General features: G+C 46.4%; 16 protein-coding genes. 12 read left to right on the top strand and 4 right to left on the bottom strand.

Translation table 11 applies throughout. The features are described 5' to 3' along the window. The first annotated feature begins 10 nt into the window (after positions 1 to 10). The gene (murD, locus tag ABF638_RS23540) at positions 11 to 1,549 is read left to right on the top strand and encodes a UDP-N-acetylmuramoyl-L-alanine--D-glutamate ligase (RefSeq protein WP_435025370.1); all 1,539 of its coding nucleotides are present in this window, start codon (positions 11 to 13) and stop codon (positions 1,547 to 1,549) included. Positions 1,550 to 1,947: 398 nt separating this feature from the next. Here murD and ABF638_RS23535 read toward each other — a convergent pair whose 3' ends face one another. Then, a complete protein-coding gene (locus ABF638_RS23535; RefSeq protein WP_435025369.1) occupies positions 1,948 to 2,922 on the bottom strand; it encodes an AraC family transcriptional regulator in 975 nt (324 codons plus the stop codon). Between the two features lie 182 nt (positions 2,923 to 3,104). Between ABF638_RS23535 and ABF638_RS23530 the strand changes: the two genes are divergently transcribed. The 9 genes from ABF638_RS23530 (at position 3,105) to ABF638_RS23490 (ending at position 8,928) form a co-directional block, all read left to right on the top strand. Further along, on the top strand, positions 3,105 to 3,533 hold the full coding sequence (locus ABF638_RS23530) for a (R)-mandelonitrile lyase (protein WP_435025368.1): 429 nt from the start codon (positions 3,105 to 3,107) through the stop codon (positions 3,531 to 3,533). Further along, positions 3,499 to 3,654 (top strand): hypothetical protein, encoded by a 156-nt coding sequence (locus tag ABF638_RS23525; protein ID WP_435025381.1) that lies wholly within the window; start codon positions 3,499 to 3,501, stop codon positions 3,652 to 3,654. The genes ABF638_RS23530 and ABF638_RS23525 overlap by 35 nt, the downstream gene beginning before the upstream one ends. After that, entirely contained in the window at positions 3,647 to 4,057 is a 411-nt protein-coding gene (locus ABF638_RS23520) for a cyclophilin-like fold protein (protein WP_435025367.1), read from the top strand. Before ABF638_RS23525 ends, ABF638_RS23520 begins: the two co-directional genes overlap by 8 nt. Positions 4,058 to 4,214: 157 nt before the next feature. Further along, positions 4,215 to 4,688, top strand: a complete 474-nt coding sequence (locus ABF638_RS23515) for a (R)-mandelonitrile lyase (protein WP_435025366.1) — start codon at positions 4,215 to 4,217, stop codon at positions 4,686 to 4,688. A 56-nt stretch (positions 4,689 to 4,744) separates the two neighbouring features. Then, the gene (locus ABF638_RS23510) at positions 4,745 to 5,518 is read left to right on the top strand and encodes an SDR family oxidoreductase (RefSeq protein ID WP_435025365.1); all 774 of its coding nucleotides are present in this window, start codon (positions 4,745 to 4,747) and stop codon (positions 5,516 to 5,518) included. 63 nt (positions 5,519 to 5,581) lie between these two features. Further along, positions 5,582 to 6,670 carry an alpha/beta hydrolase gene (locus ABF638_RS23505; protein WP_435025364.1) on the top strand — a complete coding sequence of 363 codons (1,089 nt, stop codon included), beginning with the start codon at positions 5,582 to 5,584 and terminating at the stop codon, positions 6,668 to 6,670. 296 nt (positions 6,671 to 6,966) lie between these two features. Then, positions 6,967 to 7,692, top strand: coding sequence for an SDR family oxidoreductase (locus ABF638_RS23500; RefSeq protein WP_435025363.1), 726 nt, complete (start codon positions 6,967 to 6,969; stop codon positions 7,690 to 7,692). Next, on the top strand, positions 7,667 to 7,816 hold the full coding sequence (locus tag ABF638_RS23495; RefSeq protein ID WP_435025362.1) for a hypothetical protein: 150 nt from the start codon (positions 7,667 to 7,669) through the stop codon (positions 7,814 to 7,816). Before ABF638_RS23500 ends, ABF638_RS23495 begins: the two co-directional genes overlap by 26 nt. A gap of 104 nt (positions 7,817 to 7,920) precedes the next feature. Further along, complete coding sequence (locus tag ABF638_RS23490) at positions 7,921 to 8,928, top strand: aldo/keto reductase (protein WP_435025361.1); 1,008 nt, start codon at positions 7,921 to 7,923, stop codon at positions 8,926 to 8,928. Between the two features lie 295 nt (positions 8,929 to 9,223). Here the strand turns inward: ABF638_RS23490 and ABF638_RS23485 are convergent, their stop codons facing one another. Together ABF638_RS23485 and ABF638_RS23480 are read right to left on the bottom strand one after the other, a co-directional pair. Further along, positions 9,224 to 9,832 carry a hypothetical protein gene (locus tag ABF638_RS23485; RefSeq protein ID WP_435025360.1) on the bottom strand — a complete coding sequence of 203 codons (609 nt, stop codon included), beginning with the start codon at positions 9,830 to 9,832 and terminating at the stop codon, positions 9,224 to 9,226. Between the two features lie 191 nt (positions 9,833 to 10,023). Further along, entirely contained in the window at positions 10,024 to 10,611 is a 588-nt protein-coding gene (locus tag ABF638_RS23480; protein ID WP_435025359.1) for a thylakoid membrane photosystem I accumulation factor, read from the bottom strand. 317 nt (positions 10,612 to 10,928) lie between these two features. Here ABF638_RS23480 and ABF638_RS23475 point away from each other — a divergent pair, with 317 nt between their 5' ends. Further along, positions 10,929 to 12,266 (top strand): MurT ligase domain-containing protein, encoded by a 1,338-nt coding sequence (locus ABF638_RS23475; RefSeq protein ID WP_435025358.1) that lies wholly within the window; start codon positions 10,929 to 10,931, stop codon positions 12,264 to 12,266. A 142-nt stretch (positions 12,267 to 12,408) separates the two neighbouring features. Next, on the top strand, positions 12,409 to 13,227 hold the full coding sequence (locus ABF638_RS23470) for a type 1 glutamine amidotransferase (RefSeq protein ID WP_069072762.1): 819 nt from the start codon (positions 12,409 to 12,411) through the stop codon (positions 13,225 to 13,227). Positions 13,228 to 13,438: 211 nt separating this feature from the next. Here ABF638_RS23470 and ABF638_RS23465 read toward each other — a convergent pair whose 3' ends face one another. Beyond that, positions 13,439 to 13,813, bottom strand: a complete 375-nt coding sequence (locus ABF638_RS23465; RefSeq protein ID WP_435025357.1) for a hypothetical protein — start codon at positions 13,811 to 13,813, stop codon at positions 13,439 to 13,441. Positions 13,814 to 13,937: the final 124 nt, after the last annotated feature.

Genomic DNA, 13,937 nt, shown 5'->3' with positions numbered 1-13,937 from the left:
GCTGCAATCTATGCCTAGAGCTACTGTAATTGGATTGGGAAAGTCCGGTGTTGCTGCGGCGAGATTGTTGAAACGGGAAGGTTGGGAGGTGGAGCTAAGTGATGGCAATACCTCCGAAGCCCTCCTGCAACAACAACAAGAACTCGCTGCCGAGCAAATAACCGTGAAACTAGGCCAATCCCTAGAATTGAATGGTGCTAATTTACCCCAATTAATAGTTGTTAGTCCTGGCGTGCCTTGGGATATTCCCGTATTAATTAAGGCACGCCAATTAGGTATTGAAACCATTGGCGAAATGGAACTCGCTTGGCGAAATTTGCGATTACTGCCTTGGGTAGGAATTACAGGTACTAACGGCAAAACTACTACCACAGCTTTAATTGCTGCCATTTTCCAAGCAGCAGAATTAGATGCCCCCGCCTGCGGTAATATTGGCTACGCCGCTTGTGATGTTGCCTTATCTTCGAGGGGACAGGGGACAGGGGACAGGGAGCAGGGAGCAGGGGGAGTGGGGGAGGCATTTGATAATTCTTGTACAGACGCGATTAATCGCGTCTCTCCTAACTCCTCACTCGATTGGGTGATTGCGGAAGTTAGCAGCTATCAAATAGAATCTTCCGTCTCTCTTGCTCCCCGTATCGGTGTTTGGACGACTTTCACACCTGATCATCTTAGTCGCCATCAGACTTTAGAGAACTATTACAACATCAAAGCCAAGTTATTACGTCAGTCCGAGTTGCAAGTATTCAATGGCGATGATGCCTACTTGAGCCAGCTAGGTTTAAGTGCTTGGCCTGATGCCTATTGGACAAGTGTCAAAGGAAAAGATTTTCTGATTAGCGAAAAAGGCTTTTATATTGAGGACGGCTGGGTTGTGGAAAAATTAACTGCAACCTCTGCACCAGAACCGATTGTAAAAGTATCTACTTTGCGAATGGTGGGAGAACATAACCAGCAAAATCTCTTGATGGCAGTAGCAACGGCAAGATTAGCGGGAATTAATCGTGATGCGATCGCACTTGCGATTCGAGAATTCCCTGGTGTTGCCCATCGTTTGGAATATATCTGCACTTGGGAAGGTATTGATTTCATTAACGACAGCAAAGCCACTAACTACGATGCTGCTGAAGTAGGTTTAGCATCCGTTAACAGTCCAGCGATTTTAATTGCTGGTGGAGAAGCGAAAGCAGGTGATGATACTGGCTGGCTAGCAAAAATTCACTCCCAAGCTGCTGCTGTGTTATTGATTGGCTCTGCTGCACCCGCATTTGCCAAACGTCTCCAAGAGGTAGGGTATCATACATACCATATTGTGGAAACTATGGAAAGGGCAGTTCCGAGAGCAGCAGAATTAGCTAAGGAATATCAAGCGTCTGTGGTGTTGCTATCTCCGGCTTGTGCGAGTTTTGATCAGTACCCGAATTTTGAGGTGCGGGGCGATCGCTTCCGTCAGTTATGCCTCGCTTGGACGGAAAGCTGGAAACCTCCCAGAATAGAACATCCAGAGTTTGAAAACTCTAATCAAGAGTCCATAGTTAAAAGTCGATAAGCATTGTTTTTCAACAAGTTCGTAGTAATACCAATTTGAAAAAAGAATGCGACAAATAGACCATTTGTAGAGACGCGATGAATCGCGTCTTTACCCAAGGATGTGTTGCAATCATTAATTGAATTGGTATTAGATGCAGCAAAGCTTTCAGGGGTTACATCTGTATCAGATTTTTCGTGAAATGGTATAAATCGTCAGACAATTTACCTGGAACTGTAACCTATTACCTGCTTGGTATTAAGTTGATGGCACACATTCGCAATTGGAAGGATCATGCTTTTGTGTGGCATTTTGAGGAGATCATATTGAACTAGTACAGCACCGCGGAAATAAACCACCTATTCCAAATCAATGAAACGCTTACGTTGTATTCATTTTCAATTTTTAATTTTTAATTTTTAATTCCGCCTAGCGGTACTAGCAGTCTCCCTAGCAGCTTCTCGCAGCCGCTCCACATCGCGCATCGGTGGGGCACCAAAGAGCCGCTTGTACTCCCGGTTGAAGTGCGAGGCATCGTCATACCCCACTCGATAGGCAGCACTGGTAGCGTCAAGGTTTTCTCCCAGCATCAGACGGCGAGCCTCCTGGAGCCGCAGTTGCTTCTGGAACTGCAAGGGACTCATTGCAGTGACAGACTTGAAGTGATGGTGAAACCCGGAGACACTCATTCCCATTTCTCGGGCGATGTTTTCAATCTTGATCGGTTCATTAAAGTCTTTACGAAGTCGCTCGACGGCTCTGGCGATGTGGTAGGTGTAGCCACCCAGAACTGCAATATGACGGAGCCGATTACCTTGTTCTCCCATCATGAGTCGGTAAATGATTTCCCGCTTAATCAGTGGTGCGAGAACATGAGCTTCAGCAGGGGAATCTAGAAGCCTGACGAGCCGCACCACAGCATCCAACAGATTTACATTCAACGGACTTACGTCGAGCGCTTTCACATCACCACGGCTGTGCGATGAGGGATACCCTGCCTCGACCATGACTGAGCCAACGAGGGTGGGGTCAAGATCGAGGCGAAGATTAAGGCACGGTTGCGCCTTTGATGCTTCCAGAATTTGGCTGGTGATCGGCAGTTCAACCGTAGCCAGCAGATAATGCATCGGGTCGTACTGATAGCGATCGCTACCCAAAAGAACTTCTTTTCTGCCCTGAGCGATCGCACAAAAGGCAGGGATAGAGACACTATGAATGCATTCTGAAGGCGAGGAGGCGCGGTTGAAGTGCAAACCTTTGAGCGGCTCAATCGTCCCATCATGACGAATCGCCTGGGCAATCAGCTCAGTCAGTTCGTCTCTGTAGGCTTGCGCTCTGTCTGCCTCGCGCTTTGCCTGCGGGTTGTTGATTAAATGGATATTGGCAGCGTTCATTTCTAAGTTTGCAGGATTGTACAACAATCTTAGACGATCGTCCTATTGCTTGCCCTTCAAAATGCCTAAGATGAAGCTAAAGCAAGGAAAAATGATTTCAGCTTTTTATAAGCACTCTGGATTTTTATTCAATATAAAACTCAGTTTCGATTGGGCAAGAGACTTGCCTACTAGCCATCGAAATGGCATCAAGTCAAGGAATTAAGAAAATGGACATTAAACGAAGTGGCTCACAGCCTTCCGCTAAAGGGCAGGCTGACTATTTTACCGGCATTGTCCGCGTTGACCCCCTGTTCGAGGCACACGATCCAGCACGCACGTCTGGAGCCAGTGTCACGTTCGAACCTGCTGCTAGAACAGCATGGCACACCCACCCATTGGGACAAACCCTAATCGTGACAGCTGGCTGTGGACTTATACAGCGATGGGGCGGTGCGATCGAGGAAATTCGACCGGGGGACGCGATTTGGATCTCGCCGGGTGAGAAGCATTGGCATGGTGCTACAGCAACCACTTCCATGACGCACATCGCCATTCAGGAATGGCTCGACGGCAAGCCTGTGGACTGGATGGAGCATGTCAGCGACGAACAGTATGAAGGAATATCTTAATGCTTTTGAGATGGTTTTCCATCAAGGGGAAAAACTGCCAGCAGAGAATGCTGATTTTGGTTCTCGCCCTAGTGATGTCCCTGAGTTACTCAGCCTGCCGTGCCGACAACAGTATGACTAGCGATGCCTCGTTGAAGATGCCGACTGAAATATCAACCAAGCAGGCAGACAGTATGAAAATAAACATCAAGGTCAAAGACAAAATTGTTACAGCCACTTTGATCGACAGCAAAACCACTCAGGATTTTATTTCCCTGCTGCCATTGACGCTGACATTAGAAGATTACGCGAGAACCGAAAAAGTCAGCGATCTGCCAAAAAAATTATCTACAGAAGATGCACCCCCTGGCAGCGATCCTGCTGTTGGAGATATTGCTTATTACGCTCCCTGGGGGAATTTGGCGATATATTATCGAGATTTTGGATACTCAAACGGACTCGCGATCCTCGGAAAAATAGACGGTGGCATCGAGGCATTGAATGTGCCTGGCTCTGTAGAAGTGACAATCGAGCTTGTTCAATAGTTGCTCTGAACCCTTTTTGCAGGGGAATTTCAGTATCTTTCTCCCCTGCCCCCTGCCCCCTGCTCCCCTGCCCCTTCGGTCAGTCCATCTTGCCTAGAGATTGTTTAGTAAAACCTGAAAGTTGGAGACGGAAATGAAACTGCTTGCGACGACTATCGTGTCATTTTCCCTGCTTACTTTGGCGCTTGCTCATGCGGGTCAGACACAAGTTACATCAGACAATGACACACGGATAGTGGAGATCACTCGGAAAGGTTCGCAGCCTTCTACTAGAGGATCAACCGAATATTTCACAGGTTCCGTCCGCATCGATTCCCTGTTTTCAGCACGCGACCCGTCACGCACGGCTAGTGCTAGTGTAACCTTCGAGCCTGGTGCTAGGACAGCGTGGCATACACATCCACTAGGACAGACCCTGATTGTGACGGCTGGGTCTGGTTATGTCCAGCAATGGGGCGGACAAATTCAGGAAATCAAACCAGGTGATGTTGTCCAAATTCCGCCCGGACTGAAACACTGGCATGGAGCTACAGCCACCACAGCCATGACGCACATTGCCATTCACGAAGAACTCGATGGCAAACCTGTGGACTGGCTGGAGCATGTCAGCGACGAGCAATATCCCAACTGATCTCCGCATTTGGTGGTTTTAAGACCTTGTTAGGTGAAGAATTAAAGGAAAAAATCATGACAACGAACGAAAGTGGAAAGTACACAGGAAAAGTTGCGTTTATAACCGGAGCAGCGAACGGCATTGGTCGAGCTACGGCGCTGGCATTTGCCCGTGAGGGCGCTAATGTAGTGGTCGCCGACGTTTCAGAACAGGGCAATCAAGAAACAGCCCGCACGATCGAAGAACTCGGCGGACGAGCGATCGCCGTCAAGTGCGATGTGACGCGAACCGAGGACGTGAAGGCGGCTCTTTCCAAGACTATCGAAATCTTTGGGCGGCTGGACTTTGCCTTCAACAACGCTGGTGTGGAGCAGAAAAATACACCCACAGCGGAAATCGAAGAGGAAGAATGGGATCGGATCGTAAACATCGACCTGCGCGGCGTTTTTCTGTGCATGAAGTATGAAATTCCGCTGCTACTCAAGCAAGGCGGTGGCGCTATCGTGAACACATCATCGGGTGCTGGGGTCATAGGCATCAAGGGCGGAGCCGCATACACTGCCGCAAAACACGCCGTGATCGGACTCACCAAGTCGGCGGCTCTCGACTACGCCTCGCAGAACATCCGCGTCAACGCTGTTGCTCCCGGTTACATTGACACACCGATGATGGATCGCTTCACTGGCGGCACTCCTGAAGGACGCAAGCAGGTAATCTCGGAGGAGCCGATCGGACGGATGGGCCAGCCCGAAGAGATTGCCAATGCCGTTGTCTGGCTGTGTTCAGACGCGGCTGCCTTCATCGTCGGACACACCTTGGTCGTCGATGGCGGTCAAACGGTGCAGTGATTGTTCGTCAAAGGCAGACGCGTCGAACCAAAGCTAACCAATCCACACATTTGAAGATATCTAATGAAACACCTCGTTATACTACCCCTCTTGATTAGTGCAATCAGCGCGACGACGGCGGCAGTTGCGCTCGACAAAGCGCGCGCCTCGCAGATATCCCAAACACCCGTACAGCAGTCCGCTGTGATCGAGGAGGCGGACAACTTCTATAAGAGCGACAAGGTGACCATGCAGAAAGTTACGTTCAAAAACCAATACAACATGCAGGTTGCTGGGAATCTCTTCATTCCCAAAACCTTGAATCAGAACGCTAAGAATCCGGCAATCATTGTCGGGCACCCAATGGGCGCAGTCAAAGAACAAAGCGCAAATCTGTATGCCCAAAAGCTGGCTGACCAGGGATTCGTCACCTTGTCCCTCGATTTGTCCTTCTGGGGCGAGAGTGAGGGGCAGCCCCGCAACGTTGTTTCGCCGGATATTTATGCCGAAGATTTTAGTGCTGCGGTCGATTTTCTGGGCACCCGGCCATTCGTTGACAAGAACCGGATTGGCGTTCTTGGGATTTGCGGCAGCGGTAGCTTTGTCATCAGCGCCGCCAAGATTGACCCGCGCATGAAGGCCATTGCGACGGTAAGCATGTACGATATGGGTGCGGCCAGCCGTAACGGGCTGAGGCATTCTACGACCCTCGAACAGAGAAAGAAAGCGATCGCAGAGGCGGCTGAACAACGCTATGCCCAGTTCACGGGCGGCGAGATCAAATACATCGGTGGGACGGTGCATGAACTGAACGAAAATTCCACCGCCATTGAGCGTGAGTTTTACGACTTCTACCGCACTCCCAGAGGCGAACACACCCCCAAAGGTTCGTCGCCAAAGCTGACAACGCACCCGACGCTTACCAGCAACGTCAAATTCATGAACTTTTACCCGTTCGATGATATTGAGACGATTTCGCCTCGTCCGATGCTGTTCATCACGGGTGACAATGCACATTCTAGGGAGTTCAGCGAAGATGCCTACAAGCGCGCCGCCGAGCCAAAGGATCTCTACATCGTTCCGAGTGCGGGACATGTCGATTTGTATGACCGGGTGAACCTGATCCCCTGGGACAAGCTTCAGTCCTTTTTCAATCAGCATCTCAGTCGGTAAGTGAGCAACGCTACCCAACTCGAATGGAAACTTCGTGGGCAAGGTGGCTTTTGTCACCGGAGCCGCGAACGGCATTGGTCGAGCTAGGGCGCTGGCGTTTATGCAGACTTTGACAGATGACATGGCGAAAACAAGTTAAGTTGTTTTCTCAATCTTTGTAGATTACCAGAAAAGTTTTTGCTGATGCCACATCGAACCGTCGGCGTGCCCTTAGCTGCTGATTGGCAAGTCCGAAGAAAGCGGAACTCAGTAGTTACTCAACAAAAAGAGGAATAATAATGATTAAAGACAAAGTTGTGATTATTACCGGCGCATCATCAGGGATTGGTGAAGCAACTGCGAAATTGCTTGCAAGTAAAGGCGCTAAAGTTGTATTGGGTGCGCGGCGCGAGCAACAATTGAGACAACTGGTTGATGAAATTCAAAGAGATGGCGGACAAGCAGTCTATCAAGTGATGGATGTGGTTAACCCATCTGATAACGCTGAAATCGTCAAGCTTGCCAAGGAAACATTTGGAGGCGTCGATGTTATTTTCTTGAACGCTGGCATAATGCCAAATTCTCCACTTTCTGCATTGAAAACTGATGAATGGAATCAAACAGTTGATATCAATATCAAGGGTGTACTAAATGGTATCGCTGCTGTGTTACCAACGTTTATTAGCCAAAAGTCTGGGCATGTTATTACAACTTCATCCGTTGCTGGATTAAAAGCTTATCCAGGTGGTGCGGTGTATGGTGGGACGAAATGGTTCGTGCGCGATTTCATGGAAGTTCTACGCATGGAGTCTGCTCAAGAGGGGACTAACATTCGTACTGCGACAATTTATCCTGCTGCAATTAACACTGAGTTGTTAGATCGGATTACCAACCAAGATGTGTCTGAAAAAATGACAGCATTGTATGAGCAATATGGCATCTCACCAGATCGAGTAGCCAATGTTGTGGCGTTTGCGATTGACCAGCCAGAAGATACAAACGTGAACGAATTTACGATTGGCCCAACCACGCAGCCTTGGTAAGAATGGTCGTTTATTTCTGAATAACATCACATTGCGAGGCGGTGCTGCACCTGCTCGTGCTTACATTCCAGAATTGCTACCGTATCGGCTAGCAAACTCAACGCCTCTGCTGTTCTCGATTTAACAGTCGATCTCGATGATGTCCCCAAAGGGTATGCCTCGATGGATAGTCGAGAAGCGATCAAAGTCATGGTACGACCTTAATTCTCAAAGACAGGAGTGCAAAAAATGCAAAAGCGTAAACTTGGAAATAGCAACTTAGAAGTCTCGGCGATCGGGCTGGGCTGTATGGGAATGAGCTTTTCCTATGGCCCACCGAAAGACACGCAGGAGATGACCGCTCTTCTTCGGGCCGCTGTGGAACGCGGCGTGACATTCTTTGACACCGCCGAGGTCTACGGCCCTTTCACAAACGAAGAGCTTCTAGGCGAAGCCCTCGCTCCCTTCCGGGGGCAAGTGGTCATTGCCACCAAATTCGGATTCGACCTGAGTCCTAATTCCGATCCTCGCGGGATGAAGGGTTCGCCAGGATTGGATAGTCGGCCGGAACACATCAAGCAGACCGTGGAGGGTTCGCTCAAGCGACTCAAGGTCGAGACAATAGACCTGCTCTATCAGCACCGGGTTGACCCGAACGTGCCGATCGAAGACGTGGCTGGAGCAGTGAAGGAACTGATTCAGTCAGGTAAGGTGAAGTACTTTGGACTCTCGGAAGCAGGAGTGCAAACGATTCGTCGCGCCCACGCGGTTCAACCGGTCACGGCTCTCCAGAGCGAATACTCGCTGTGGACGAGGACTCCTGAAAAGGAAGTGATACCGACCCTTGAGGAACTCGGAATTGGCTTTGTCCCGTACAGTCCTCTGGGTAAGGGCTTTCTCACTGGCAAGATCGACGAAAACGCGACCTTCGACAGCTCCGATTTTCGCAGCACCTTGCCTCGCTTCACAACCGAGGCTCTGAAGGTAAATCAAGCGCTGATTAATCTGCTCGGCAGCATCGCCGAACAGAAGCAGGCAACACCGGCTCAGATTGCGATCGCCTGGTTGCTGGCCCAGAAGCCGTGGATTGTTCCGATCCCAGGCACCACGAAACTGCATCGCTTGGACGAAAACATCGGAGCAGTCTCAGTCGAACTCACACCCGACGATCTGCGTGACATTGATGACGCCGCTTCAAAGATCACGGTGCAAGGGGCTAGATACCCCGAAAAGCTGGAGCAAATGACCGGTCGCTAAACGACGAAAAATATGTTCTCTCGTTTACATTTCGGTCACTGTAGCAGAATACATACGCGAGACAAACAACTGGTGTGGCAAATCCGTCGAGTGGATGGAAAAGGTCAGCGATGAACAATACAAGACCTGATTAAGCGTCCAGTTCTAATTGGGAGTGGTGGGAGATAATACTCCCCCTCGACCTAATTCAATATAGCTCTAGTCACACAGGTGAGAAAGCAAAGTAAACACAATTCTGTCGCAATTTTGTGCGTCATTTTGTTGTGGGTTTCAGCATTGCTACCCTACATATCAATCAACCAATGGGGCGATTTCCGGGATTGACTGCATGAATATATTCACTACCCGATCGCGGTCTTCCTCGTTTATAATAAGCTTCTTCTGGTTTACCCCATCCTAGCTGCAAAATCATTTCCAAAAAGCTAGAATTTTCCCACTTGCACAAACTTGCCCATTCTGTTCTTTGAACAATTCTTTCTAAATCAGATGTGCCAATTTGTTGGTATTGTTTACTATTATTGAAACTCAAGTATAAATCCATCCCTATAGAGACTTCATACCAAAATTCTACGATGGAATTTTTAGCAGCTTTTAATATCTCTAAGTCGCAATTGAGGGCAATTAACTCAGTATCTATTTCTGGATAGTGCAACTTTTTTCCTTTAACTGTCAATTCCCGCCAGATAATACCGGAAACTCGATTTTCTTTCTGATATTCGTGAATTGCAGTTTTGAAATCTTGATAGGCAGTGAACTGTTGCAGCCCATCAGTTCTGATAAACTGGTCAATTACAGGATTGCCAGAGACTGTCATTTCTAATTTTAGACGTTTTCCTTTGAGGCAAGCTTGGCGTTCGGCTGCCAAAATTTGAATTAGTTCCTGGGTGGTGTAAACCTGTGACATCAGAATACACTCTAGTTAGTCATTGGTCATTAGTCATTAGTCATTAGTCAGTTTTTGCGGACTTATAGACTATAGATTAACTCTGCAATCTGTTAAAACAGATATTCCAATATTATGCTTTGGCATCGGCAGAAATGTAGTAACAGATATCACTAAAAATTAGGGCAGACCAATTTGGTCTACCCCATAAGTTATCTAGCTAACTCACTACTGAACTCATTGAAGGCTCGTCGCTTTAGCTGTGCTGTTTCGGTGCGTGGTAATAAATCAAAGATTTTGCGAAATTCATCGTCTATTTCTTCAAAAGGTACTTGACCCTTTTTATTCAAAACTACCTCACCGGATTTATTAAATACTACGACTTGCGGAACACCCCCAGAATAGTAATATCCTGGTTCTGTAGGATCGTAAGTTTCTTTGGGCGGGATAGTATCTACATTAATCGGCATAATTTCTGCTACGCGACCATAGAATTCCTGTACCCGTGAAATGGAAATGGCATATCTTTTGGAATCGCTGCTGTCATCTAAATAAAAAGCCAAAAATATGGGTTTATGTTCCGCTAAAGTCTGTGCGAGTGTTTGTCTCGGTGGAACTAATGAACCATTGCCTGCATAAACGACAAAAATGTTGCCATCATATAAATCATTATCAAGACCAGCATACGCAGGTTGCATACTTATAATGAAAAGACTTGCAAGCAACAACAGGCATTTGGACAACCACCTTTGCCAGCCAGTAATTTGTTTATGTAAAAAAAGAAACTTTGTGCTATTCATCAAAAGGAACCTTGCAAGCTACTACTTGTCGTGATTTTGTGCTGAATTCAGCAAACTGGGCTGGATATGTAATTACGCCCATGCACTATTTTTTTAAGATAACGCTTACTGAGATTATCTCTCGCAAGTGGCTGGTACTGCTACGCGGAAGTCAAAACAGAGGTAAAGTAGTGCAACTATAAGGCTCAACAATCCAAAATCGAAAATTCAAAATTGGTATGACTGGCTTTTTCACCCAGGATTCGCTAAACTCACAAGATTAAATTTGTAACTTAAAGACTATCAATTAGCAACCGCCAGAAGACTAGGGTACAGATATGGGAAAGAAAATACAATTCATAGATAGACTGCGATTAGGTTTCGCGGTGTCAGTAGCAAAAAGTGTGACGTTTATAGTGCGATCGCTCCGTCTAGGTGCTGCTAGTGTATTACCAGGCTCGATTGCTCGTCGCATTGAACCCCGACTTTTACAATTATTGAGTCAGCAAGTTAAAAACGGGGTGATTTTAATTGCTGGTACTAATGGCAAAACCACTACAGCGCTGCTTTTATGCACGATACTAGAACGCAAGGGTTTTCGCGTCACTCATAATTCTACAGGTGCAAATCTGGAAAATGGCTTGATGACGGCGCTGTTAGAAAGCACCAACTTACTAGGTACGCTAAATACTGATTACGCCATTTTGGAAGTTGATGAAAATATTGTCCCAAGAGTATTAGCGCCACTCCAGCCGCGAATCATTCTCTGTTTAAACTTGTTCCGTGACCAACTCGATAGGTACGGCGAAGTAGACACAATTAGTAAGCGTTGGACAAAAGTTATTTCTACCCTACCAACAGAAACGGTAGTAATTCCCAATGCTGATGACCCAACTTTGTCTAACCTCGGTCAGCAGTTACCCCAACGGGTGTTATTCTTTGGCTTGAATGAACCAGAACATTATCTGGAAGCAATTCCTCACGCTGTTGATTCTATCTATTGTCCCAAATGTGGACATTCTCTAGATTATAAGGGTGTTTATTTGTCTCATTTGGGAGATTTTACTTGTCCCAAGTGTGGTTTTACTAAAAGTAAACCTACTCTCGAAAGTAGTGAATGGTCACAAATTCTTGTTGGTTTGTACAACAAATATAATACTTTGGCGGCTGCTACTGCGGCTATTGAGTTAGGAGTTGATGAAGTAACAATCAGAGATACTATTAACACCTTCCAAGCTGCTTTTGGTCGGGCTGAAGATTTAGTAATTGACGGTAAACGCGTGCGGATATTGTTATCAAAAAATCCTGTAGGAACGAATGAAACCATTCGCGTAGTTACTCAAAGTACAGATAAAACTACACTGCTGGTATTGAACGATCGCACGCCCGATGGTACTGATGTATCCTGGATTTGGGACGTGGATACGGAGAAATTAGTCGAACGAGGCGGGACTTTAGTAGTGAGTGGCGATCGCGTCTATGATATGGCACTACGTCTACGTTACAGCGAAAAGTCTGGTGAGAGTAAGTTAAATCTGATTGTCGAAGAAGATTTGAAACAAGCGATCGCTACTGCATTAGAGCATACACCAGAGAATGAAACTTTACACATTCTGCCTACTTACTCAGCCATGTTAGAAGTGCGAGAAGTTCTGACTGGGCGGAAAATTCTTTAAACTTGTCATTTGTCATTTGTCATTTGTCATTTGTCATTTGGCATTGGGCATTGGGCATTGGGCATTGGTTATTCTCCCCCATTCCCCATTCCCCATTCCCCATTCCCCATTCCCCATTCCCCATTCCCCATTCCCCAAATTTATGAGTTCTCAACAACTAGAATTAACAATAGGTTGGCTTTATCCGACGCTGATGAGTACTTATGGCGATCGCGGTAATGTAATTACTATAGAGCGTCGCGCTCAGTGGCGGGGATACGATGTTAAAGTGTTACCCCTAGATCAAAATTCCACAGCCGCAGATATTAAAACTGTAGATGTCATAGTTGGTGGTGGCGCACAAGACCGTCAGCAAGAAATTGTCATGCGGGATTTGCAAGGTGCAAAAGCTGACGCGATGCGCGAAAAAATCGAAAATGGAACACCGGGAGTATTTACTTGTGGTTCCCCCCAACTGCTGGGACATTATTATGAACCAGGCTTAGGACAACGGATTGATGGTTTGGGAATACTCGATTTAGTTTCCGTCCATCCTGGTGAAAATACTAAGCGCTGTATTGGTAACTTAGTAATTGAAGTTACAGCTTCACGTCTGGCGCGGGATTTAAAAGAGATGACGGGTAGCACACCATATTTGGTAGGCTTTGAAAATCACGGTGGACGTACCAAACTGGGAAAAGTGGAAGCTTTGGGGCGAGTGGTATATGGTTTGGGAAATAATGGTGAAGATGGGACAGAAGGAGCATTTTATCAGAATGCGATCGCTACTTATTCTCACGGCCCTTTATTACCGAAAAATCCTTTTGTCGCCGATTGGTTAATTCAAACAGCGCTGCGGCTAAAGTATGAGGAAGCGATCGCGCTGTCACCTTTGGATGATAGTTTGGCTATACAAGCAAGAGAAGCAATGTTTAAGCGCTTGAAAGTGAGTTTGCCAACTGTTGCTACAACAAAAGCTTAATGTGAGTTTGCTTTTTACTCTTTTCAAACCTTAATATTAAAGGATAAGTCAGAATTCAGAATGTAATCAGTGGGGGATTTAGACCCACCACTGAATTATTTCACCACAAAATTTTCTTGTTTTGTGGGGTGTTTCACCGTTTATTCAAAAGCTAGAATAATGTTTAATTACAGTTCTAATCAGGCTAGCTTCGACTATTCAGGTTCACTGTCTATGTAGATGCTGGCTTTTTCTTGAGGACTTTATTCATCAAACCAAGTACCAACAGACCGAAAATTGCACCAGGTTCAGGAATAGCAGTTGCGGTCAACTTACCACCAAGATCCAATCTACAGTTTGGGTATGTGTCGCAGACTTCTGGTGAAAGGTCATCCTTCAAGAATATCTTAGCCGTTGGCAATCCTTGTTCGGCATTTAGGTAAGTATAAAAATCTAATCCTGTCACATCTGTTGCAAAGTCAATTCCCAAATCAAAACCATTAGATGCATCAAAATTACCAGTTTGTAGAACAGTCTTTGTGACTGTATCAAAATTGAAATTCAAACTACTGTCTGATTGGGGAAAATCGTAGTTAAAATTTTGCAATAAACTTCCCTGTGGGTTGAAGAAAGAAATAGCAAAATCAGTTAGTTCATCCTTTGTGACGATACTTCCAACTGGAGTTTAGACTAAGCCATACAAAATGACCCAGCAGGGCTGAGTTAATCAG

The sequence above is a fragment of the Nostoc sp. CALU 1950 genome, from assembly GCF_051172895.1.
Classification (GTDB): Bacteria; Cyanobacteriota; Cyanobacteriia; order Cyanobacteriales; family Nostocaceae; genus Nostoc; species Nostoc edaphicum_A.
The sequence above is the reverse complement of the archived record's forward strand: the minus strand, read 5'-3'. Positions and strand labels throughout refer to the sequence as shown.

Coding starts and splice junctions, on each gene's coding strand:
- ABF638_RS23525 (WP_435025381.1), top strand. CDS start 3,499: ATGTCAGCGACGAACAGTATGAAGGAATATCTTAATGCTTTTGAGATG.
- ABF638_RS23470 (WP_069072762.1), top strand. CDS start 12,409: ATGAGTTCTCAACAACTAGAATTAACAATAGGTTGGCTTTATCCGACG.
- ABF638_RS23505 (WP_435025364.1), top strand. CDS start 5,582: ATGAAACACCTCGTTATACTACCCCTCTTGATTAGTGCAATCAGCGCG.
- ABF638_RS23535 (WP_435025369.1), bottom strand. CDS start 2,922: ATGAACGCTGCCAATATCCATTTAATCAACAACCCGCAGGCAAAGCGC.
- ABF638_RS23520 (WP_435025367.1), top strand. CDS start 3,647: ATGACTAGCGATGCCTCGTTGAAGATGCCGACTGAAATATCAACCAAG.
- ABF638_RS23490 (WP_435025361.1), top strand. CDS start 7,921: ATGCAAAAGCGTAAACTTGGAAATAGCAACTTAGAAGTCTCGGCGATC.
- ABF638_RS23480 (WP_435025359.1), bottom strand. CDS start 10,611: ATGAATAGCACAAAGTTTCTTTTTTTACATAAACAAATTACTGGCTGG.
- ABF638_RS23485 (WP_435025360.1), bottom strand. CDS start 9,832: ATGTCACAGGTTTACACCACCCAGGAACTAATTCAAATTTTGGCAGCC.
- ABF638_RS23510 (WP_435025365.1), top strand. CDS start 4,745: ATGACAACGAACGAAAGTGGAAAGTACACAGGAAAAGTTGCGTTTATA.
- ABF638_RS23530 (WP_435025368.1), top strand. CDS start 3,105: ATGGCATCAAGTCAAGGAATTAAGAAAATGGACATTAAACGAAGTGGC.
- murD (WP_435025370.1), top strand. CDS start 11: ATGCCTAGAGCTACTGTAATTGGATTGGGAAAGTCCGGTGTTGCTGCG.
- ABF638_RS23475 (WP_435025358.1), top strand. CDS start 10,929: ATGGGAAAGAAAATACAATTCATAGATAGACTGCGATTAGGTTTCGCG.